This is a genomic window from Gemmatimonas sp., assembly GCF_021298855.1.
GTDB lineage: Bacteria > Gemmatimonadota > Gemmatimonadetes > Gemmatimonadales > Gemmatimonadaceae > Gemmatimonas.
The window spans coordinates 1-23146 of the sequence record NZ_JAJTHI010000013.1 but is presented as its reverse complement, the minus strand read 5'-3'; the positions used below and the strand labels follow the sequence as shown (position 1 = coordinate 23146).

Here is a 23146-nt window from a genome sequence, read left to right as displayed (position 1 = left end):
GGCCGCCTACGGCATCCCGATCACGACCTGCGTCCGCCCCCCGCGCTGCGCCCCGTCCAGGCGATAGCTCCACCGCACCCCCACCGGGAGCTGCAGCACGGGGTGAAACCACGCGGCATCCATCCACAGCTCCGCTCCCACCGACCGGAAGGTCTCCGAGACGGAGGTGGCCCTTCCCTGCGGGAAGGTGCGGGTGGTGGTGGTGGTCGCGTCCCCGAAGAGCGTCATGCGCAGTCGCCGCACTTGCAGCTGTCCCGACCCCAGCGTCCAGTCCGGGTACCACAGCGGCGCGTGGTATTCCGCGCTCAGCCGCGTCAGTTGCGGCGCCGTCACCGCCGTGTACCCCCGCGCAAAGGGGAGGCGCGTGGCAAAGCGATAGGGGCGTGGTCCCGTGGCGGTCTCCCGCAGCGACTGCCAATCGCCGCCGGCATCCAGCCGCACCCCGTGATTGGGCGCCACCCCCCGGACATACTGCTGCACCCGACCATACCATTGGGTCCCGTTGAAGGTCCCCCCCAGCGGCGTCTGGCGCATCATGGCCTCGAACGCCTGTCCCCGCTCCGGGATGATGTCGCGGATCCACTGCATGGTGCGCATGCCGCGCAGCTCCAGCGTAATTGGGCGCACGCTCCCGTTATCCGGCGCAAACCAACCGGGGAGAGTGCTGCGGCTCACGCGGCGCTCCTCCAGGCGCGCCCCCACCTGCAGCCGGGTGTCATAGGCCGAGCGGGTGAAGTCGAGGGGGATGTCCACCCCGGCGCCCACCGACTGCTCCTGCCACGTCCAGCTCCCCCGCTCCTGCTGGCCGGCGGGGGTGGTGACGGCCGGGTAGTCGTCCCGCCGGCTCCGCTGGTCCACCCACGCCCGCAGGATCGGGAGCCGTTCGGCGTACGTCACCCCCAGCTGCCCTCCCCACGCCTGCTCCTGGGTGTTGTAGCGCGCCCCCGCGTCAATGCCCACCGTCCCCAGCACGTTGCGCGAGTTCACCGTGGCCCCCAGATCCGGGCCCAAGGGGGGCAGTTCCACCGACACCCCCACGGGGTTCCACACGCCTTCGAAGCGGGAAAGGGTGCGCACCGGCAGCGTCCGGTCGGCCGCGATGGTGTCGGGGCGAAACGGCGCCCCCTCCTGCGCCGCCAACGCCGCCACGCGCGGACGGTCGGGGGGCGTCACCGACACTTCCCGCCACTGCGCGGGGTCCAGCTCCATCGTGGCGATGCGTCGGCCGCTGGCGGTGTGGTCGGTGAAGGCGAGGCGCCGTCCATCGGGCGACAGCACGGGGTCGATGGCCCCCACCGGCCGTTCGGTGACCTGAAACCACGTGCCCGTGGCGGCGCGCCATGCCACCACCTGGTCGCGCCCCTCCACAGGAAGGTGGGCCACCACCAGCGTGTCGTTCCCGAAGGGGGAAGACAGGCCGTTGAAGGCCCACGGGGAGAGCGGGGTGCACGCGCCGCCGGCCACAGGGCAGCGCTCCACGCGCTGCCCTTGCCCGCGTCGGATGCGCACCAGCAGCAGAGCGCCGCCGTCGCGCGTGAAGCGCGGGGCGATCAGCTGGTCGCCGGGGGGCGCCAGTTCGCGCCGGCGTACCGCCCCGTCACGTCCCAGCAGGACCAGCGCCATGCCACTGTCGGGGTGCTGCTGGATCGCGGCCAGCTGCGCCCCGTCGGGAGACACGGTCACCGCGCTGTACCGGGTGGTGTCCCCCACCTGCGTGGTCGCCCCCGTGGCCAGGTCGTGCAGCTGGATCACGTTGTAGCCGCGCAGGGCGTAGCGGGGGTCGGGGCGATACTCCACCCACGCCGCCACCCCGCCTCCCACCGACAGCAGCGGAGGTTCCGCGGCGGGACCGATGAGCCGGAGCCGCGTCGTGCCCGTCGCGGTGTGGCGCACCAGCTGCGGCCGGTCGGCCAGCCCCTGACGCATGGACAGCAGCGTGCTGTCTGACTCCCACTGCGGAAACAGGTCGTCGGTCCAGCTGGCCGGCGTGCGACCAACCCGGGCAGCCGGCGTGAGCGTGGCCGTCGCCGCGGCCGCCCGCACGCTGTCCTGCAGGGCGCGCAGCGCCACCTGGTGCAGGGCGCCCGCGCTCATCCCTGCCGTCTTGCGCAGCCCCTGAGAGAGCTCCAGCGGCATGAAGGAACGACGCGTGGAGGCCCGCAACGCGCGGTCCCATACGTCGGGGCCGAACCGCTCGCGCCCGGCCATAATCAGGTGGTAGCCGTGCACGTAGTGGTTGGGCCACTGCTGGGCAAAGGAGCCGCTCATCACCGTCATGAACGACGGCACCGGGCGCTCCAGCAGCTGCGCCCGGAAGTCGGCATCGAACTGGGGGAGACGGCCGCGCCCGGAGGGGGTGAGCGCCGTCTCGGTGACGGTCGCGTCCCCCTCCCAGTACCAGGGGGGGATCGACAGGAAGGCCAGAGCGCCCCACACGGGTTCGCCGAAGAGGGCGCTCGCAATCCGAGTGAACCCCTGGCGCGCCGCGGAGAACTGCTTGACGTGCCGGTACTCGTGCACGGCCAGGAGCGTGAGCCAATCCCCGCTCCCCAGCAGCCCGCTGGACTGGGGCGGCTGGAGGAAGAACTCCGAACGTCTGGGCATGAGCGAGACGAAGGCATTGGGCTGCGCCAGCTGGTGGCGGAGCACCACGTCGATGCGGGGCGCGCGTGCGCGCAGCGTGGTGGTGTCGCGCGCCGCCACCAGGTCGATGAGTGTCGCCAGTCGCTGCGCCTCGGGAACCAGGGCGTCGGGGGTGATCACGCGGGCGTTTCGCCCCTCCACGACGCGCCACCGCACGGTAGGGGCCCCTTGGTCTGGGCCCAACACGGGTGCCTCCTGGGCACGAAGCGTCGGCTCTGCCAGCGGGCTGGCCAACAGCAGCAGCATGGCAGTGACAGCTTTCGTCGCGGCGTGTCTGCGAAACGGTCGGTGGACGTGGGGTTGCGTCATGGCGCGTTGAGGGTGGGGAACGGCATCATCGGCAGTCCGCGTGGTCTACGGCCCATGCAGGGTGACGGTTTCGGCCGTGCACCGCGCCTGCCGGCGGAATGCGCGCGAGGGAAACCCGATCTCGCCAATCTGCTGCCCTTTCTTGCCAACCTTTGACGCGGGCCCCGCGCCAGGGGGGCGGCGTTGATTCACGAGAGGTGCGACAACTCGTCAACGCGGACCAACGAGCACCGGCATTGCATGATGCCCACGCATGTGATGGCCACCGCTTTGGCCGTCCCGGAGTGCGGCGTCGCGGAAGTCTGGCGGGAGACCACGACGACCAGGAGGCCTCGACCGTTCTGCGATGGACGAACAGCAGCGACGGGCGCTCATCCGCGGAGCCGAACGGGATGGCGCCATGCGCAGCGGGTGGCGCGTACGGTCCGTCAGGCAAACGCACTGAACCGCGCCGTGGCGACGCCCGCTGATGCGCGCCATGCTGGGCATGCCGACGTGACCTGTCAGCACCAACGGGAATTGCGCCCCTTCACCGGGAAGCATTGCGCACTGTGGGCGGGGGATGAGCCCAGGATCGGTCAGGCGGGTGACTGGCGGCGGATGTTGCCGAAACGAGTCCTACTTCGCCCGTGCGGCATGTCCCGAACGGTCCTTCTTGCTCTTGAGGGTGAAGGCAGCCCCAAGATCAAGCTGCATTCCCGAAAAGCGGTATGGCAGCTGGTTGCTCATGCCGTTTTCGACTCTCTGGTCATCGACGCGTAGCACCAGGTCGGGGTCCGAGAACTTCCTGCCGGTCCACTTTACATCGCCATCTTTCGCGGCACCGGCGATGTTGATGCGGCTGTTCCGGGCAAATGCCAGCTGAAAGCCAGTGTTGGCAAACAGGACGATGTTGTGCTTCGCCCGTACATGCAGGCCGATACGTGGCGCGACCGCCCACGCCTGGTCTACGACGTGAAACCCGATGTCCTGATCGTAGAGCTTGGTCTGATCCACCATCAGGTAGTCCTTGTTTCTCGGTCCCCCCGATGTGATGCCATAGCCCCCAATGACCCTGGAAACGGCGCTGCCAACGGCCAGACCGACACCATCCGAGAGCCGAAGCATGTAGTCAGCTCCCAAATCGAACTGCACCCCATACACCTTTCCGTTCTTGGCCCTATTGGACAGGAATGAGTTGAGATAAGGCCGGACGCTGAACGATGTCCTGACGTGATCGGTCACCGCGTACTGCACACCGAGGGTGATGGCCTGAGCGAATGCCCGCTGGCTCAACCGATAGTTCGAGGAGATGGTGTCGACCGGGTAGGCCCCATTCGCCGTGCCATCGACGAAGCGAAACTCCACCTGAGCCGCCTGACGCTGTATGGGTAGCAGACTGTGCGCGATGGTGACCTGTACTTGCCCGGCCTTGGACTCGCGTGCGGGCTGCGCCCCAAGTCCGTTGCCAGCAACGAGAAACACGCTCGTGATGAGGGTGGTGCGCGCCGTATTGCTCATGCGATGAAGTTCGGAGGTGTTGAGACTTGGCATGCTGCTGCATCAGCCTGATGGATCACGTCGGGGCAAACCATGGTTCGGGGTTCCGGGTCATGGGTTCGCCGATGCCTCCAACTCGCTGAGCCGCGCCAGCGTCCACTGCGACTGTCCGCTGCGCGCATTCGGCGAGGCGGCAATGAGGCGACGCGCTTCGGCGATCAGTCGCGCGCCCGCGACGGCGTCACCGGCCGCATAGGCAATCGCCGCCTCGACACGGAGGCGATCGGTCGCGGGCAGGAGGGGCATGGCGCGCGCGTGCGTGGCCATGAGCGCGCGCGCGCCGTCGGCATCCCCTTCGAAACGCGCGCGACAGAACGCGAGGTCGAGGGCAACGGCCGCCTCGAGGTTGAACGGGAGCCCCGCGGTCAGGGCGGCCGCCCGCTCGATGTGTTCGCGCGCTTCGGGTACCGCCTGACGCTCGAGCAGCCACGCGTAGGCACTGATGCGCGCGACAAGTTCGAACATCGAGCCATCCACCGGCTCGAGCATGGGCGCGATGCTGCTCGCCGGTTCGTCGGCCAGCGGAATACCGGTCCGGTCGCGCACGCTACGCAGCAGAATCGCGGCGTCACGGTGTGCCTGGGCATCATTCCGGCGGAGTTGCAGGAAGCGCTTGCCGTCGGACAGGAAACTCCCGTTCTGCATGGGGACCATCGTCGCGATGCCCATGAGCAGCGCCATGACGGCCGTGAACAGAGCGAATGCACTCCACGGGGCCACGGGATTCACGCTCCACACCATGAACCCGATCAACGCGAGGAGCACACTCGCGACGGGGCCACCCAGCACCATCCACTGCAACCGCGCGATGAGCCGCTCCCCCACGCGGGGAAAGCATGCCGCGACGCCGCCGGCCAGTTCGAGTTGCGTGTTGACGCCCACGGTCAGACGGTCGGTCTTGGGATCGCGACTGATCTCGAGCGGCCCGACCACGAGCAGTTCGAAGCGGAACCCTTGCAGCATGCCGCCGACGAGGTGGCCGACCTCGTGCCCGAGCGTGGACAGAAACCACGCCCCCACCAATTGCCCGAACACCGCCCACGTGGCGGACGGCATCGCGTCCACGGTGCGCTTCATGACGGGGCCGGCGATCGCCTGGCTCACCAAGAAGCCGGCGATGCCGAGGGCGGCCCCGAGGAGGCCGCCCAGCAGAAAGGTGCGGGTCACCGACTTTGCGCGTGCGGGCACGAGCGCGTCGGTGGGGATGGGGGGAAGCAGGCGTTCCATACCACCTACAACGTGACGTCCCGCGATCCGGTGTCACGGACGCGGAGCGACGATAACAGGATCGATACGCGGCGTATCGCGTCAGGGCACCGGCGTTTTCGGGGTGTCCAGTTCCCGGTACTTCACATTCATGGCGCCCAGGCGTTGCCGGTGCACGGGGAGGCGCGCCATGAAGCTGCCCAAGTCCTGGCGGGCTTCTGGACTCCACCGCCCCTCGCTCAGGGCCGTGAGGCGGGGGTACGCCAGGGACTCGACATGCGTGGGCTCGAGGAGGTACTCCGTCGGGATCTGCACCGGACAGCCGAGGAAAGGCTTGGCCTGTTCCGGCGCCAGTACGGCCGCAATCCGCTCGAAGGCGGACGGGCCACGGAGAGCAGGGACGCGTTCTCGCCCTCGGTGCCGTCTCAGGTCATCCCCACGAGCAGCAGCGCCACCTACAGCGCGGCCAGCCGTGCGCCGGCGCGCAGGAGGGTGGGGCGGTCACAGTAGCCCGGCGGAGGACTGGTGGGATGAGCGCACTGCGGCAGCGGCCGCGCCCTACCGCCGCCCCGTGATGCGGATGGCGACCACGTTGCCCTTGCGCTGCGTCCCGGTGCCGAAGACCGCCCCCGCAACCTTGGCGCCGGCGCCGGGCTCGTTGATGCTGGGGAGGAGGATGCCATTGGCGCCCAGCTTGGCCGCCTTCTTGCGCATGGCCTGCAGCATGCCGCTCTGCGAGGTCAACTCCCCCGAGGCCGTCGCCTCGATGAGCGCCACGCGCGTGTACGCGAGGGTGTCGAGCTCCTCGCTGCTGGTGAAGATGCGCACGTTGGCGGGATCGAGCGCCGGGAGCGGAGGCGCGCTGGGATCCACCAGAACGGACTTGGTGCGCACGCAGGCCGCGAGCGCGAGCGACAGCGGGACGAGCAGCAGGGTGCGCGACACGGACACGGGACCTCCGGGGCTTGCCAAGGTGGGCGCCAGCGGACCCGCTGGCGGGGGGTAGGCTAGAACGCGCGGGAGGTGGAGGCACACCGCCCCCCCACGCCGTCATGGCTACCACCCGTGTTCTTCCGTAGTTCCGCTTCCGCTGTTATCGCTTCCGCCCCCCCCGCCCCCTACCGCTCCCGCCCCAGCGAATCCAGCACCGCCTTCGCCTCCGCGAAGTACTGCCGCAGCCGCGGGATGTCGCTCCCGCTGTACCCCACCTCCAGCCGCTCCGTGGCATTCGCATGCGCCCGCTGCAGGTCGGCCACGGCGGCGCGGCGCGCCACCGGGTCGGTGCTGCCGCGGGCCCCGATCCACACCGGCGCGGTGTGCGAGAACGCATACTCGGCCATCGCCGGCCAGCGCGTGATGGGCGGCCCCACCACGCGCGCGCCCACCCAGCCGCCCTGCGGGAGCGTGAGGCGGCCAGTGTAGCGGCGCACGCCGGCCGAATCGATGGCGTCGGGTGCCCGCCATGCCACCTGGCCGTTGATCATGATGGCCATGGTGTCCACCGGCACCGCACTCGCCACCTGCAGAGTGAAGGGCACGGTGCCGCCGGCAGCCACCACGTCACCCGGCGCACGGCCGCCCACGGTGAGCGTGACCAGCGGGCCGGTGGACACGAACGAACGGCCGGCGGTGAGCGCGGCCAGATAGCGGGGCCAGGTGAGCGGTGCGCTCCCGGTCTGCACGTACACGCGCGTGCTGCCGATGGCCATGCTGCGGTGGAGGTCGGCCATGTGGTCGGTGCCGCCGCTGGGGTTCACCACGAAGCCGGCGTTGAGGAGGCGATACCAGACATCGGTGGTGGTGCCGGCGTTGCTCCAGAGGCAGACGAGTTCGAGCAGGTCCACCAGGCCGTGCGCGGCGTCGGCCACGAGGCTCACCGGAATGCTGGCCAGCCCGCGCTCGCTGAACGGCGGCGCGGTGCCCTGCACGGGGTGCACGTAGATGCCGGCGCCCCCCTGCCGCCGCGCGAAGCCGAGGGCGTCGGCGTTGAGCCGGTCGTCGCGCCCGTACACGTCGTAGCCCGGCCCCCAGACCCACGGCCAGAAGAGCGCCGGCGCGCCGATCAGCCCCACGTGGCCCAGGAAGTGCGACCGCACCTCCTGCGACCAGCGGAGCAGCGGCGCGCGCCCCATCACCGTTGGCTGAAAGCGCGGCTGGTCCTCGAAGCGGTTGGCGAGGTTGGCGAGCATGGGGGTGCCCACGTCCACCGCTTCGCCGCGCATGGGGGCGGTGAGATCGCCGGTGGTGAGCGCGTAGGCACCGCCGTAGTTCAGGTGGAAGTGATGGTCGGCAGCGGCCCAGCCGTTCGCGCGTGGCGACCAGAGTTCGTCGAGCGTGAGCGTCACGCGCGCGGTATCGCCGGCGTGCACGCGCACCCACTGCGCCTGTTCGGGCGTGGCGAAGCCGCGCACGCCGGCCACGCGGTAGGTGCCCGCCGGCACGGTGAGGGTCACCACGCCACTGGTGTAGAAGTACGTGCGGCCGTTCTGCCCGTCGAAGCGCATCATGCCGGCGTCGGGGCCGGCGGCGTGGCCGCTGCTGTCGCGCACCTCGAGGCGCGCCGGCAGTGGCACCGGGCAGCCGGTGCAGTCGGTGCGGATGCGCAGCGCGCCCATGGGGGTGCCGGTGTTCCAGCGGTCCACGAACAGGCGCGTGACCGCGCCGCCGCCCACCGGCACCTGATACAGGTGAAGCACCTGCCGGGCGTCGGCCTCGCTGAAGAGCACGGTGCGGCCGTCGGCGCTGAACACCGGGTCGATGGGGCGCCCGCCGTCGTGACGCACGAGCAGCGTGGGGGCGCTGGGGCGGTCGAGCGAGAGCAGCCACAGCTCCCAGCCGGTGGGGCCGGGGAGGCCGTACACGAGCAGCGTGCCGTCGGGGCTGAGGGCGGGGCGCGTCTGCGACAGGATCTGGCCGCTCACGAGGACGCGCTCGGTACCGTCGCGCAGGTCGCGCAGCCGCAGCTGATCGCCGCCGCTGCGGGGCTTGCTCACGTACACCACGCGCTGGCCGTCGGGGAGAAGCTGCGGGCGCAGCTGGGCGCCGGCTTCGGTGGTGAGGCGCTCGGGGGGGCCGCCGGCCAGCGGGATGCGCCAGAGATCGAGGTCGCCGGCGCGCGCCGACGCGTACACGAGGGCGCGCCCGTCGGGAGTGAAGACCGGGTCGAGGATCATGCCGCGATCGAGCTCGCGTTCGGTACCGTCGGCGAGCGAGCGCACCATGAGGGCGAGCGTGCGGCTGTCGTCGCGCACGAAGGCCACGCGCTGCCGGTCGGGGGACCAGGCGGGTCGGGCATCGTGGCCGCCGGCGGCGGTGAGGCGCGTGGCGGTAAGTCGCGTAGCCGCCCCGCGGGCGGCGTTCACCTGCCAGAGCCAGCCGCGCGACGCCACCAGCAGTGCGCCGTCGCCCGCGACTGCGGCGTTGGCCGGCCCGATGGTCCAGCTGGGGAGCTCGTACCCCTCGAGGTACACGTGGTGGCCGTAGCCGGTGTTCCGGGGGTACCGGTTCGTCCACTGCGCGGCGGCGGGGGCGGGGGCGAGGGTGGCGGCGACGGTGAGGGCGGTGATGAGTGCCGGCGCGCGTCGACTCCCGGGCATCCTCATGAGGCTCTCCGAGGGAAGGAGCGGGGGGTGTGGAGGAGGTGGGAAGGTAACGCCGCCGGCACGCCACGGCGGCCATCAGCCGTTCGGTGGGCGCGACGCCGACGCGAGGCTCACGGGGGGCCCCCCGGCCTGGGCAGCCGGCCCTACGCCGCCCGTCAGTCGGTCCTCGCGCGGCCCGCGATCGCGCGGTCCGTGATCGCGCCCTCTCCCACACGGAGAGTCGACCCGCTCCGATTGCAATGCCTGTCCCATCGACCACGTGTTGCCGAGGTGCCCGGCATGAAGTGTCACCTCACGCATGGCTTCTCCCCTGATGGCCGTTCGTCAACATTGCCGACGTTGCATGGATCTCAAACGTGCGAACGTTTTGCTTCCGCTGCGAGCGCTCCCATTGACGGCGGTTGCGGGGCCACTGCACTCCTTTGAGAAGGAGCAGTAGGACCGCAACCGCTACCGCACCCGCGCTTGTCGGCAGCAAGCCGCGTTGCGCGGCCGTACGGGATGCGTCGAAGCAGCCCGAGTGAACCTCGCAGGAGCATTCTGGCGCCGCATGTGCCGGCATCTCGCAGGATCGCGCATGATGCGCAGCGTGCCATGAATTCCCACCGTCAGCGGAAGGCCGGAACTGAGATAGAGCATGGCCTGCGGCTCCTGTGAATCCGCCGTTGCTGTGGTCAGGTGCGCTCCCTCGCCCGCGCCGTAGCCACCTCCGCAAGCGCGCGATCGCCCAGCTCCTGGGTGAGTGTGAACGTCATCGACGTCACCTCCCACCGCCCTGCGCGCTTGCTCAACGCCCACGAGTAGCGTCCGATTGGCCGCCAGAGCGCGGCGCCGATCCAGTGACGCGCATCGACTGCGGCCGTCGCAATCGCCGTCGACCCATCGACGCGGGCCTGCACGTCCCGGAGCTCGTGCCGCGTGGCGTCAAAGCCCGGCAGAATTCCGCGCCACGCCTGCATCAACTCGGCAGGCGTCGTGTGCTGCGGCTCGCCACCCCACAAGCTCGTGTAATCCACCGTGATCTGCGGTGCGAACGCGGTCTCGGCGAGGTCGTAGCGCGCCAGGTCGACCGCAAGCGGAATCGCGCTGACCAGGCTGATGATCTTCGCCGTCTCAGGGTCACCGGCCGGTGACACAGGCGGCTCTTCACGGGACACCTGCAACGTGCGTTGGAAGTGCTCGGCCACCGCATCTGCTGCAGTGTTCACCGGGGTGTCGCGATCGTAGAAATCGAACTGCGAGACGCCATCGAGCCAGAGCTGCGTCTTCTGCGCACGCAGCGCCGCAAAAAACTGGTGCGCACCCTGCGGGATCGCGGCGGCCTCGCTGTGTACAATCAGCGTCGGTTGCGTCACCAGCGAGGCAGGGGCCAACGCATCGAACGTCAACCAGCCTTCCCACGACGCCACATTGAAGGTGTTCTCCCACTGCGGAATCGCGCCCCGATCGGCTTCGGTGTAGTACGGGACACCAGCCATCACCGCCTCGGAGCCCTGCGGCCCCGCCGCGGGCAGCAGCGTGAGTTCACCGGTGGAATCGAAGTGAGCCTGTGCGGTGCGCGCACGAGCAATGAGGTGTCGTACACTGTCAGCGCCTCCGTACACCGTGTTCACGATGTCCGCGTTGTGCAACCACGGTGCAACGAGGGCCACCGACGCGATGGCCGGATTCTGGACGGCCGCATGAACCATATAGCCCGCTGAAGCGCAGACGCCGAGCCCGCCGACACGCGAGACGTCGGTACGGCCAGCAAGGAACCGCGCCGCCGCTCCGATGTCCTCGATCTTCATGCGCGGCGATTCCAGAGACCGCTGTCGACCACCGCTCTCCCCCCAGGTGCGAAAGTCGAAGGCGAGGGCGATAAAGCCGCGCTCAGCAAGTTCGCGAGCATAGCGACCCGCCATGTGCTCCTTGATGGTCATCCACGCACCGGTGACCACGACCCCCGGAACCCGCTGCCCGGGCGCCAGGTCGGCGGGGACGAACAGGGTACCAACCACGGGGTCCTGTCCGGAAAGGAAGGTTACGCGCTCTGTGCGAATGGCGCTCGCCGGGGCAGGGACAGCGAGGGATGTGGCGGCGGCGACAACGCGACCAGCAGACATAGGGCAGCTCCGGTACGGCGCCCGTCCATTCGGGCGACGCGGGAAGAGTCGTGCGGTGATCCCCGGCTGGTCTTGTCTGAAAGCGGGAACTTCTTGAAGGATTCCGTGCCGGGCGCCCCACCCTGGGGCCGCGCGAGTCAGGGGGGGAGGGAGGCCAGGCCCTTGCGATAGAGCCCGGGCGTCACACCGGTCGCCTGCTTGAACGCACGGGTGAAGTGCGACTGGTCGGCAAATCCGCACGACACCGCCACGTCGGTGAGCGTACGCCGTGCGTCGGCCAGCAGACGTCGTGCCGTTTCCACACGGTAGCTCATCACGAACTGATGCGGCGTTTGGCCAATCACCTGCCGAAACAGGCGCCCGAAGTGATCGGCGCTGATTGCCACTTCGCGCGCCAGGTCCTCCGTGCTGATATCGGCGCCGATATTGGCCTCGACATACGACAGCACACGACGATAGTGCTCGGCGGTGAAACGGGATCGTGCGTCAGAAAGTTCGTCACGACGCTCACCGTACTTCTGCAGCAGCTTGATCAGGAAGACGCGCGCCATGGACTCGAACATCAGTTCGGAGCCGATCGCTCGCGTGCGCAGCGCATCGAGCAGCAGCTCGCCGGCGCGACAGATGTCCTCGTCGTGAAACTGGGGCAAGCTCTGCAGCTGCGTGCTGGTGAGTACCACGCCCACCTCCAGCAACGCGAACCGCTCCAGTGCGGCGGGCTCCAGGGTGATGACGATCACTCGCGACGTCGAATGCCAGCGCCAGCCCGAGCGAACGCCAGCCGGCGTGACCACGATCTCATGGCGATGGAAGAGGAATTCGCGATGCACACCATCGCGAGTGTTTTCGACGCGGTGTGGCTCCTCACGGAGATTGAGCAGCACGTGATGCTGTGTGAACACGTGCTCCGGCATCTCGGCAGCCGGCGCTTCGAAGTACTCGAGTGTCAATAGGCTCGATGCCGCGGCGGAGACGGCACCGGTGCTCTCCAGCAGGGGCGCGGAGGGATAGATCTCCTGGTACCGCATCATCGCCGCCGTCGATGCACGGACGGTCCACGGCAGACTCGACGCTGCCGCACGCGGGCGCGTGCAGCGTCCCGCGCCGGGGTGCGCGCTTCTGGCACCATGAATCCACCCTGAACCGCGAGACCACGCGGCGCGAGCGTTCGAAGTGCGGAGCCGCACGTTGCGGCGGCGCGCGGAACGCCAACGGTCTCGCCTTCGAGGAGGCTGAAGACCGTCGAGATGCTCAGGGTCGTTCGGATTCGCATTGACGTGTCCGGTGCGCCGAACGCTGCGCGTTCAGCTGCAAGCGCAATTCCGTGAGTTGCGGTTGTGGGGCCTTGGCAAACCTTGCGGGAAGATGGAGCCGAGGCCCCATCACCGCTACCGCACCACGCGCGGGTCGGCTGCAAGGGTCGCTGCGCGGCGCCGGACCGCACGAGGAGTTCCACGGTCTCGCGATGGAGCATCGGGACGCGCCACGTACACTCCGCAAGAAACGCGTGGTGCGAAACGCCCTGCAGCCGGAATTTCCGCGCGTTTCGATGCTGCGCGTGTCGATCCGAGTTCCGAGACGGCTGTCTGCCAGAAGAAGATCCACCAGCGCCGAGAGATCGCGAGCGCGCTCGCCCACAGTGGAACACGTCCGCTGCCCACGCGGACTCCGCGCTTCCGGCACGCGCGGGGTACCACACGCGAGTCACCAACGGGCGTCCGACGCGGCCATCCCAGTCGGTGCGACTGGAATACACATAGTGCCGCGTGATGCGACCGACCGGCGGAACGCGGACATCTGCGTTGGAGCATGCCGTCGGCGGTCTGTTTGGTCCCTCGTCGAAATCCGCCATGGCCCGCTACAGGCCGGTCGATGCCCGATAACGCAATGACCAGACGGGCGCACCCGCCTACGCCCCGGCGATGCGCCTGCGGTCGGAGTGGTACCCACGCGGACTTCGAGCGGCAGGCCGAGAAGATGGCGCGGGCGGCGGACGCGATGCTGGCGCGCTATCGGCAGCAAGCGGCGTCAGGTGGTGCCCGTCGGTGCACTCGCGAAGCGGCGCTGCACGTTCTCCAAATGATGCCGATTGTGATAGAGCGTGAACAGCAGCATTTCGCGGACGGTCAGGCGGCCGATGAGCGGATGCGGCAGTCGGTGCGCATCCAGCGCGGGTTCCGGCCACCGCGTGATCGCGGCGCACAACGTGGCGACAGACGAGGCGTGTAAGTCCATGATGCGCGCGCGGGCGACGTCTGGATCGCTCGGCACTGGCTGAGCGCGCGGGGCAAAACGGCCCGCGCTCGCCCCGCGCGCGAGACGCGCCCGATAGATCTCGCGCACGGACGCGTAAGAGCGCGATGGGGCACGGGCGTTGCCAAACGCGAGCCGCAAGACGAGGCGGGGCACCCGCAACCCTTGGGTCACGCTGTGCATCGACTTGGTGAGATGCCGGACATTGTCGGCCGGCGACCACGCGTCGCCAATCGGTGCGAGGAAGGTGCGCGTGTCGAGCCCGGCCCAGTACACCACACTCTCCTGGTGCAGCGCCCGGAGCGCGGACTGGATTTCGGGACCGGTGGAGCTCCCCGCGTTGAGGGAGAATGTGTCAGTCATGGAATTCGCTCGCATCAACCGAACGGGTGGTTCTGCTGCAGGTGCGTCAATAGAGCGCGCGGGCTGCGCCCGCGCTACCAAGGCGCACCTGTCGGCAGCACGCGTCGTTATCCGGCACGGGCGCCAGCTCAGCCGTCGAAGAACATCGGGAGCAAGGCAATCGTCGCCTCAGTGAGTGCATCGAACGCCGACCAGTCAGCGCGCAGCGGCGCACGGGTGTTTGGCGGCGCCGGCCTGTTCGGGAGCAACGCCATGCGTACGGCGTCAAACTCGCCGGCGTCGAGCCACACGGATGCACACGCCACGCAGCGCTCGATGCTCAGGCCCGAGAGCCGCTCGCTTCGCATGACGGCGTGGCATTGCGGACAGTGGCGCGGTCGCGCATCTGGGCGCATCGGACCCGCTCGTCGCGACTCAATGGGTACGTGGTCGACCGGAAGCTGCGTCTCAGCGATCGCCGGTCCGGAGATCCAGAGTCCGTGACAATGGCGGCACGAAGCCGCCGGTCGTCGGTCGATGTCGCGCCGAACCATCTCATGTCCATCTATGGGACAACGCATTGGAGGGGGCGTTGTGAAAGGTGAACGACCTGAAGACGAAGCGCCGGACGAGCCGAGTGTCGAACACCATGGCGACCACACTACCAGCGCGACCAGAGCAGGAGTGTGCCGCACGGCGAACCCCCAAAAGCGAACTGAAACGGTAGAGTGGCGAGCGTATAGAACTCGGCGGCGGCGATCGTTGAGGGCTCGATGGAGTCCAGATTCAGTGGTGCCGCGTCGAGGCTCCCGTCGAAGATCACGCGTATTGGGCACTCCCGCTGAGAAACGCTAGTGGGACCACGACTCGAGACCAGCGTCCGACGGCCGATGTCGGCGATGCGCATCCCGGGGCTTCGGCTGGTGAGGAAATTCAGGATGTTTCCGCCTTCGGCCTTTGCAAAGTCATCCTGCGTCAGGAACCTGCCGAATCCCATCTTCCGCCTCTCGTCGAAGTCCGCGAGGTTGCGCCCGGGCACCGTGCGCGCCATCGCGTTCGCACGTACCCGCATCGTATCCATGGCTTGCACGCGCACCAGCGCCACCACCTGCGCCACGGTGTCGCCGGGCACGAGGTCCACCGGCTGCTGCCGCGGCGCGTACCCGAGCGCCTGCACGGCGAGCGTCCACGTGCCGGTGGGTGTGGCCGCGAGCAGGAAGCGCCCCGCACTGTCGGTGCGCATGGCGAGCCCGGTCGCACTCAACCCGACGATGGCGTTGGCCAGCGGACGTCCGTCGACGGTCTGCACCGTGCCGCGCACCCCACCCGCGCCACGCAGCACGATGTCCACCAGGCCACTGTCTTCCGGTGCCTGCGGGCCACTCGGCGTGGTCACCACCGTGTCCGCACGCCCCAGCACCAGGTCGCGCGGCACAATGCCGGTGGCCGACGACGTAAACGTGGCGACGCCACTCGCCCCTTCGGCGCCCACCGCGCGCAGCCGGACGGTGGTCTCGGTCGGTACGCCGCACAGCACGTAGCGGCCATTGTCGCCCACCGGCACGTCGGTGGTCACGATGGTGCGCTCGACACGCCCCGCCTCGATCCGCAGGTCCGGCCACTGCGCCGTCACCTGCCCCGCGCTGAGCGGCAGGGCGCTGTCCGTCGCGGCGGCGCGCGGCGACGCGCTGGTCCGCACGGCCCGCCGCACGGTGCCGTACAGATAGCCGGTGCCCGGGGCGGCCGCGCTCCCGCACACGCGCGCCACGAGGGTGCCGACCGACGGTACCGCCGCGCGCACGGTCACGCCGCGCCCGGCGCGCACCGTGAACGGCACCGCCACGCTGCCCACCCCGAGCGTATCGAGGCGGGCGTGGCGCGCCGTGAGCATCCACGGCCCGGCCGGCAGGCGGTCCACCCGTGCGCGTCCACGCGCATCGAGGACGGCGTCGTGCACGCGTGTCGTATCGAACACCGCCACGAGGCGCACGCTCGCCCCCGCGAGCGGCAGGCGTGTGATGCTATCCACGCTCGTGATGTCCACGCGCCCGGAACGCCCCGGTGACGCGGACGATTGCGCGCGCGCACGCGCGGCGCCGAGCATGTTCACGCACGCGACCACGGCGGCAACGATGAGCGGCTTGCGATACGTCATCACTGGCGATTCTCCATTTATTCCGATGCGTTCGAGTCACTTGCGGCCTTTCCAGAACACGAGCGCCCCGCAGTCCATCGTGAAGCGCTGGAGCTGCCGCGGCGCCAAGGTCCTGCATTGTAGGTCTCCACGCCGAGCACGTTGTCGAGATCGCCCTCGGGAGAGGAATTGCAGTCGGGCTGGGCCGACTTCCTGTGGAGCATACGGCGCGATGACCGGCCTCGCCAGCGCCTCGGGCCGGGCGGCGGCCTGTCATCGATCGTGCGCTGGCAACCTCTGCGCTGCGGGCGCGTCGTATACTCGGCGGATAGTCGACCCACCCCGATTGAAATTCCAATCCCTGTTGTTCGCGGGCCGAGCGAACCGCGCAGATTCAGGCCAGCTCCTCCGGATCGGCCAGGAACCACTCGATGCGTCCACACGCGACACACGCCAGCGTTGCGGCCGACCGGTTGGCCCAGTCGAGATTGAGAAACGACATCCCCGCCGTGTTGAGCTGCGCGCGCCCCTCGACGAAGAGCTCCCCGCGTGGTAGACGGGGTTGGTCATTGCAGCACACGCGAATGGCAGGGGTGGCGATCGATGGCGAATAGTACAGTGTGCGCGCGGCGATGACGACACGAAGGCGACTGCGCCGCTATCCCTCCCATTCTTCACGCAGAATCCCGTACCACACTTCGTCAATCAGTTCACCGCGCGTGGTGCGGTTCCGCCGAAGTGTCCCTTCGCGGACAAGACCGATCTTCTCCATGACGCGCTGCGATGGAACATTGCGCACGTCGGCCATGGCCCGCACGCGAACGAGCTGCTGGCGCGCAGTAAACGCCGTATCGAGCACAGCCCGCGCAGCCTCTGTGGCGTACCCCTGCCCCCACACCCACGGCGCCAGCGACCACCCCAGCTCGCCAATCATGCCGTCGCAGAAGAACCGGATGTTGATGCCGCCCACCACCGTATCGTCCAACGTGATCGCCCACGCCTCATGCACAACAGGATCCAGCGCCGTCATGGCCGCGACGAACTCCACCGCATGGTCGCGCGTATAGGGCACGGGCACAGGCAGGTATCGACTCCACGGCGCGAGCGTGGCGTAGGCGACAATCTGATCGACGTCGCCGTCACGGTATGGCCGGAGCACCAGGCGGGCCGTAGTGAGCTGCTCGGTTGGTGACGGCACGGGAGTGAACCCTCACGGAGATTGTGGTAGACAGGGCGACACGACTGGCGAGTACGCGCAATATGACTAGTCTGGGTACCGGAGGACGATCGCGCCTTCGCCACCCGGCTTGCGCGGTACTGTGCGCGGAATCCCGTCGCGCTGGAGCGGCTGAGGCAGCGGACCGGGCCCAATACTCCAGCCACCCCGGTTGAATCTCCCATCGGTCGGGCGGCGCTCGTCAGCTCAATATGCATCGCGGTCTCCGCATCGCGTGTCGCTCGCGCGCGTCTCCGCCAGCAGCTGACGCAGCTCGGTGTTGCTGAGCCCCGAGGTGCTGTCGGGCATGAGGCGGGCCAGGGAGGCGCAGGCGACGGCCGCGGGTCGCGGCGCGCCCCGAACGATAGCCGCGCGCCGCGCGGGGCCGCGCGGGCGCGGCTACCCGACCGCCGCCCGATACACGCGCAGGAAGTTCTCGCCGAGCACCTTCGCCACGTCCGCCTCGGCGTAGCCTCGCCGCAGGAGCCCCTCGGTGATGCGCGGGTAGTCGCTCACGCTGTCGAGGCCCACCGGCGTCGGCACCGCCCCCGAGTCGAGGTCGCTCCCGATCCCGACGTGGTCGATGCCGGCCACCTGCACCGCGTGGTCGATGTGCTCGAGGATCCGCTCGAATGGCGGGCGTGGCAGCCGCAGCGACCAGAACGTCCGGATGCGCTCGTCGGCGTACGCGTCGAGCGCGTCGGGGTCGAGCGGGGGCGGGGCGTTGAGCATCGCCAGCAGGTCCACCGAGCGCCGCCCCATCTCGTCGTTGTACGCCTGGTCGAGGAACTGCGAGTAGAAGTTGATCCCGACCACGCCGCCGGCCGCGGCAATCGTGCGCAGCATCGCGTCGGAGAGGTTGCGCGGGTGGTTCGAGATCGCCTTGCACGACGAGTGCGAAGCGATGATCGGCGCGTCCGACAGGTCGAGCACGGCGCGGATGCAGTCGTCGCTCACGTGCGAGACATCGACGAGCATGCGGAGCCGGTGCATCTCGCGGATCACCTCGCGCCCGAACGCCGAGAGCCCGCCGCACCGCGCCGCGTCGGTCGACGAGTCCGCCCAGTCGAGCGACGCCGAGTGCGTGAGCGTCATCGACGTGGCGCCGAGGCGGTGGAAGGTGCGCAGCAGCGCGAGGTCGTTCTGGATTGCGATCCCTCCCTCGATCGCGAGCACGGCGGCGAGCTTCCCCTCGCCGCGCAGCCGCGCGATGTCGGCCGCGCTCCGCGCGAGCCCCACGCGGTCCGGGTTCGCCTCGAGCAGCCGGTGGAAGCCGTCGATCTGCTGCAGCGCGCGCCGCGCCGCGTGGTGGCGGCCGTACACGGTGTCGACCCACACGGCGAACACCTGCACGTCCACCCCGCCCTCGCGCCACCGCACGAGGTCCGCCTGCCCCTCGGTGCGCACGCCGAGGTCCTCGCCGGCGAGCACGCGCATCAGGCTGTCCATGTGCGCGTCCCACACCAGCGACGCCTCGTGCAGCGCCCGCGCGCGCGGCGACGGCTCGGGGATGGCGGATGCCTCGGCGGTCTCGATCGTCGTCACGTCACGCTCCTCGAAGTTCCTGGTCGATCAAGCCGCGGTTCACGCTCCCGCCGAGCGCCGAGCGCCCTCAATGCCTCCGCGCCGCGCTCACACCGCCTCCGCCATCCCCGACCGCCGCGGGTCCGCGCTCGCCGTGGCCGTCCCGGTCGCGGGGTCGATGTGGATCCCCTCGAAGCTCCCGTTCATGAAGTGCCACGGCGACGTGACGAAGTAGCGCAGCCCGCGCTTCTCCGCCGCCGCGCGCACCTTCTCGTCGAGGTCCACCTCGATGTAGTTCGCTCCCGGCACCGTCGTCGCCGGCCCGCCGAAGCGCGGCCGCAGCACCGACTCGCCGATCGGGATCCCGAAGTCGAGGATGTTCGTCGTGTTCTGGACGATGTTCTGCAGCAGCCCCACGCTCGGACTCCCCGACACGAGCACCGGGCGCCCGTTCTTGAAGATGATGTTGGGCGCGATGTAGACCGTCGCGCGGTCCCCGGGTGCCGGCATGACGCGAAAGAAGTGCGCCCCCGACGCCGCGATGCTCAACCCCATCGCGAACAGCCCGTTCTGCCACGGCAGCGACATCACCGAGTGCAGGATCGTCGCGATGTTCCCCTTGCCGTCGACCACGGTCACGTGGTTGCTCCCCGGCGGCGGCGCCGGCCGCGCCTCGCGCACCGGCGTCATCTTCATGAGCCGGAGCCGCATCGCCGCGTAGTCCTTCGAGAGGATCATCTCGAGCGGCACGTCGTGCGACGAAGGGTCGGTGTGCTTCGCCCCCTGCTCGTACGCCTCGTTGATGACGCGCGTCATCCAGTAGAGCGAGTCCGCCGACTCGGTCGGCGGCCCCATCTTCTTGAGGTCGAGGAGCTCGAGCATGTTGAGCGCCTCGATCACGTGCGTCCCGCCGTTGTCGGGGGGCGGCGAGGCGAGGATGTCGTAGCCGTGGTAGGTGCCGCGCGCCGGTTCCATCCAGCGCACCTCGTAGCGGTCGAAGTCCTTTGGCGTGATGACGCCGCCGGCCGCCTTCACCGCGTCGCAGTACGCCTGCGCGAAGGCGCCGTGGTAGAAGAACTGGTTCCCCTCCGCCACCAGCCGCTCGAGCGTGTCGGCCGCCTCGACCTGCTTGAGGATCGATCCCGGCGGGAGGAGCGCCCCGTTCGGCATGTAGATGCGCCGCCCGGTCGGCGTCTTCCCGATCGTGTCGAGCTGCACGAGCATCTCGCCGTACAGGAACGGGTAGATCGCGAAGCCGTTCCGCGCGTAGTCGATCGCCGGCTGCACGACCTCCGCCTTCGGGCGCGAGCCGTGCTTCGCGAGCGCCGCCTCGAAGCCCGCCCACCACCCCGGCACTCCCGCGCTGCGCCCGGTCGACAGGTCGGTCGGGTTCCACCCCGGCAGCCCCGCGAGCGGGGCGTTCATCCCGCCGCTCACGTACGTCGTCCTTTTCGTCGCCGCGTCGTAGTAGAGCATGGCGAGCATGCCCGTGATCGTCGTCATGTGCGGCTCGGTCACGGTCTGCGTCACCGAGGCGCACAGCGCCGCGTCGCACGCGTTCCCGCCGGCGCGGAGCAGCTGGACCGCCGCGCGCGTCGCGTGCGGGCTCGACGTGATCACGAGCCCGTTCCTCCCGCTCGCCACCGGCTTCTTCCCGAAGTACGGCGTGACCACGTCGTCGCTCGCGATCCCCTCGGCGTCGACCGGGGCGCGCCCCGCGCCGAGCGCGATCCCCGGCACCCCGGGCACCCCCACCGCGCCCGCCGCCGCGGCCGCCGCCGCCCGCTTCAGAAACTCCCGCCGTCGCTCGCTCATCGTGGTCCTCTCCCCGAGTGGTTGTGAGTGCATTCCGTCAGCTGGCGACCGCCGCTCTCCGCGCGGCGATCCAGCGCTCCATGTGCCGCTGCAGCAGGAAGAGCGGGAGGCTTCCGCTGCCGATCACCTCGTCGATCTGCACGTCCGACTCGACCGTGTGCTCCTTCATGTACGCCATCCCCCGCTCGCGCGACCAGCCGAAGTAGTTCATCCCCGTGTCGACCACGAGGCGCGCCGCGAAGAAGGCGTCGAGGGCGAGTCGGAGCGGGCCGGAGAGGACGCGCGTGATGAGTCTCATTTTGTGAGAGTTAGTCTCATATTCTTGCGCGGCCACCATACCACCCCCGGTCCTCCGCGGCAAGAGCGCGCCGCCGAGCCACCGGCCGCCCCGACGCGGTACCCGCTCGCCACCGACGCCGTCGCCGCGCACACCGCGTCGATCAGCGTCTGCAACTTCCCCCCTCCACCCGCCCGCGCGGCCCGCCGACGGTGATCGCGCCCGTGACCGCGCCCGTGTGGTTGCGCACCGGCGCCGCCACCGCCCACACGTCCGCCACCCCCTCGCCGCCGTGGCGCACCAAAAGCGTCACCGACTCCTGCGTCTCGCGGCTCAGCCGCGGCAGCACGGGAAAGACGAGCCGCTGGAGCGACGTTGAGCGCGGCGCGAGGTCGGCGAGTACCGCGAAGAAGATCCCGACGCGGTAGCACCCAGTCGCCTCGTCGCGGTCGAGGGACCCCTCGTCGGCGACGCGCGCGAGCACGCGGTACACGGTGCTCTTCGGCCGCCCGAGCCACTCGGCGATCTCGAGCGCCGTCAGCTCTGCAGTCTCGTACGAGAAGAGCGAGAGGAACTCGTTCAGCTTCCGCAGCACGCGCCCTCCCGCCGAGCGTGGTCGCAGCCTGCAGCTCGTCGCGGTCGTTCCAGACCGGCGCCCCCGTCGAGACGCCTACGGCCACACCGATGTACAAGAAACGCTCTTCTCTACATCACTGCCCTTGAAATCAAGGGAGAAGTGCCAGGGGGCGGCGGCCTAACGCGCGCGCGCTGCGGCAAACGCCCACCCTGAGGCAGGCGGGGCGTTCGCTCCGTCCGTTCGCTCCGTCCGTTCGGGCCACAGCGGACGCCCCGCGCTCGCCACACCGATCCTCGGAGCGTTTGACCGCCGCAACGCAAGGTTAGGCGTCAGTCGGCACCTTCAGTATGCGCTCGACCTGCGCGCAATGCGCGAGATCGTGCCCGGCAATGATACGGATCATCGTGCGAAGTGACTCGGCACCGCGATCGCCGTGCACCCCCACCCGCTCCCAGTCCGCCGCCGCGAGCCGACCATACAGCGCGAGGTGCCGTGCGCGCAGTGCCGCGAAGAGCGCAAACGCCTGGTGTGCCTCGCTCTCCGCATACCGGCCGACGGTGGCCCAGGCTTCCTGGTCAAAGCTGGCCAACGGCGGTGCCTCTTGCGTCAGGACCTGCCGGACTCGAAACCCAAACACGAGCTCGGCGTCGGCGAGATGTTCGATCACTGCCGCTACGGACCACCGGCCCGGCGCCTCCGGGCACTGCAACTCGGCGAGGGACCGGCCACGCAGCGCAGCCTCGAGGCGGGGCACCGTTGCCGACAGAATCTCCAGCGGATCGCGCGTGCCGACGCGCGCCGCGATGGTGGCACTGAATGCGCGCCACCCATCGGCATCGCCGAGCGCCGGCGTCGGCAGCCGCTCCGGTGCGTGATCGGCTGTGCTCATCGGGTGGTCTGCGCGGGGCGGAGGGTCAGGCGTGCAGGGGGTCTGCGCATGCTCCGTCCGTGCATGGTGGTGGTCTGACGCCCAACGCCGGCTTCTGTAGCGAGCGGACCACACGAGGCTTCACGCTACGCGGATGGTCGGTCCGTTCGGCAACAGCAAGCATCGTTAGGCCCGCGAAACCGGACGTTGCGTCGGAATGGCCCGTCGCGCAACGGAACGGTGACCGCCAGCCGCCGAGTCGGCCGTATGCTCGGCGCTCCCCGGTCCCGGAGCGCGCGGCGTCTACCAACCCAGACGGCCCCAAGCGTCGCCGCTGTTTCGGTTGGTGTCGGATCACCTGCAGCGCCTGCAGACCGTCTACGACGAGCGCTTCGCACGCGAGTACGGCCCGTGGCGCCCCGTCGTCGCACAGGTGGCCGACAAGTTCCTCGCCTGCGGCGTGCTCGATCACGGGTTCGCCCGCATCCGCTGCGAGGCGTGCACGCACGCGTATCTGCTCGCGTTCTCGTGCAAGTGCCGCTACTTCTGTCCGAGCTGTCACGCCAAGCGCCTCGCGATCTGGACGCAGTGGCTGGACACGACGCTCCTCGCGCCGGTGCCGCACCGGCAGGTGGTGCTCACCATCCCCAAGCGGTTGCGCGCCTACTGTCTCTACCGCCGCCGCCTGCTCGGCGAGATTGCTCGCGTCGCCGCCCGCACCGTCACGGCCGCCATT

Annotated in this window: 19 protein-coding genes; 1 reads left to right on the top strand and 18 read right to left on the bottom strand. The window is 69.5% G+C overall.

The genetic code is table 11. The features are described 5' to 3' along the window. Window positions 1-6: 6 nt before the first annotated feature. From LW840_RS05990 to LW840_RS05905, 18 genes are all read right to left on the bottom strand, one after another. Window positions 7-2889 carry a hypothetical protein gene (locus LW840_RS05990; protein ID WP_291269433.1) on the bottom strand — a complete coding sequence of 961 codons (2883 nt, stop codon included), beginning with the start codon at window positions 2887-2889 and terminating at the stop codon, window positions 7-9. Window positions 2890-3570: 681 nt separating this feature from the next. Further along, window positions 3571-4452, bottom strand: coding sequence for a hypothetical protein (locus tag LW840_RS05985; RefSeq protein WP_291273705.1), 882 nt, complete (start codon window positions 4450-4452; stop codon window positions 3571-3573). A 90-nt stretch (window positions 4453-4542) separates the two neighbouring features. Next, a complete protein-coding gene (locus tag LW840_RS05980) occupies window positions 4543-5718 on the bottom strand; it encodes a hypothetical protein (protein ID WP_291276603.1) in 1176 nt (391 codons plus the stop codon). Window positions 5719-5799: 81 nt separating this feature from the next. After that, entirely contained in the window at window positions 5800-6126 is a 327-nt protein-coding gene (locus LW840_RS05975) for a family 20 glycosylhydrolase (RefSeq protein ID WP_343213649.1), read from the bottom strand. A 129-nt stretch (window positions 6127-6255) separates the two neighbouring features. Next, window positions 6256-6648, bottom strand: a complete 393-nt coding sequence (locus LW840_RS05970; RefSeq protein WP_291267297.1) for a hypothetical protein — start codon at window positions 6646-6648, stop codon at window positions 6256-6258. A gap of 167 nt (window positions 6649-6815) precedes the next feature. Next, the gene (locus LW840_RS05965) at window positions 6816-9293 is read right to left on the bottom strand and encodes a CehA/McbA family metallohydrolase (RefSeq protein WP_291276602.1); all 2478 of its coding nucleotides are present in this window, start codon (window positions 9291-9293) and stop codon (window positions 6816-6818) included. A 680-nt stretch (window positions 9294-9973) separates the two neighbouring features. Continuing rightward, window positions 9974-11221 (bottom strand): nuclear transport factor 2 family protein, encoded by a 1248-nt coding sequence (locus tag LW840_RS05960; RefSeq protein WP_291276601.1) that lies wholly within the window; start codon window positions 11219-11221, stop codon window positions 9974-9976. A gap of 320 nt (window positions 11222-11541) precedes the next feature. After that, window positions 11542-12435 (bottom strand): helix-turn-helix domain-containing protein, encoded by an 894-nt coding sequence (locus LW840_RS05955; protein ID WP_291262768.1) that lies wholly within the window; start codon window positions 12433-12435, stop codon window positions 11542-11544. A gap of 997 nt (window positions 12436-13432) precedes the next feature. Continuing rightward, window positions 13433-14020, bottom strand: a complete 588-nt coding sequence (locus LW840_RS05950; RefSeq protein WP_291276600.1) for a DinB family protein — start codon at window positions 14018-14020, stop codon at window positions 13433-13435. A gap of 128 nt (window positions 14021-14148) precedes the next feature. Continuing rightward, window positions 14149-14415: a zf-TFIIB domain-containing protein gene (locus LW840_RS05945; RefSeq protein ID WP_291267303.1), complete on the bottom strand. Its 267-nt coding sequence runs from the start codon at window positions 14413-14415 to the stop codon at window positions 14149-14151. A gap of 245 nt (window positions 14416-14660) precedes the next feature. Further along, window positions 14661-16154, bottom strand: a complete 1494-nt coding sequence (locus tag LW840_RS05940) for a carboxypeptidase regulatory-like domain-containing protein (protein ID WP_291276599.1) — start codon at window positions 16152-16154, stop codon at window positions 14661-14663. Window positions 16155-16527: 373 nt separating this feature from the next. Continuing rightward, window positions 16528-16713, bottom strand: coding sequence for a hypothetical protein (locus LW840_RS05935; protein ID WP_291267305.1), 186 nt, complete (start codon window positions 16711-16713; stop codon window positions 16528-16530). Window positions 16714-16791: 78 nt separating this feature from the next. Continuing rightward, the gene (locus tag LW840_RS05930; RefSeq protein WP_291267306.1) at window positions 16792-17331 is read right to left on the bottom strand and encodes a GNAT family protein; all 540 of its coding nucleotides are present in this window, start codon (window positions 17329-17331) and stop codon (window positions 16792-16794) included. Between the two features lie 417 nt (window positions 17332-17748). Beyond that, entirely contained in the window at window positions 17749-18894 is a 1146-nt protein-coding gene (locus LW840_RS05925; RefSeq protein WP_291267307.1) for a dipeptidase, read from the bottom strand. A gap of 87 nt (window positions 18895-18981) precedes the next feature. Beyond that, window positions 18982-20688 (bottom strand): gamma-glutamyltransferase, encoded by a 1707-nt coding sequence (locus LW840_RS05920; RefSeq protein WP_291267308.1) that lies wholly within the window; start codon window positions 20686-20688, stop codon window positions 18982-18984. A 37-nt stretch (window positions 20689-20725) separates the two neighbouring features. Further along, window positions 20726-20986, bottom strand: coding sequence for a DUF885 family protein (locus LW840_RS05915; protein ID WP_291267309.1), 261 nt, complete (start codon window positions 20984-20986; stop codon window positions 20726-20728). Between the two features lie 142 nt (window positions 20987-21128). Then, window positions 21129-21560, bottom strand: coding sequence for a helix-turn-helix domain-containing protein (locus tag LW840_RS05910; RefSeq protein ID WP_291267310.1), 432 nt, complete (start codon window positions 21558-21560; stop codon window positions 21129-21131). Window positions 21561-21864: 304 nt separating this feature from the next. Then, the gene (locus LW840_RS05905; protein WP_291267311.1) at window positions 21865-22431 is read right to left on the bottom strand and encodes a DinB family protein; all 567 of its coding nucleotides are present in this window, start codon (window positions 22429-22431) and stop codon (window positions 21865-21867) included. 325 nt (window positions 22432-22756) lie between these two features. Here LW840_RS05905 and LW840_RS05900 point away from each other — a divergent pair. Next, window positions 22757-23146 (top strand): transposase zinc-binding domain-containing protein (locus LW840_RS05900; protein WP_291276598.1); only part of this gene is annotated, 390 nt, incomplete at its 3' end.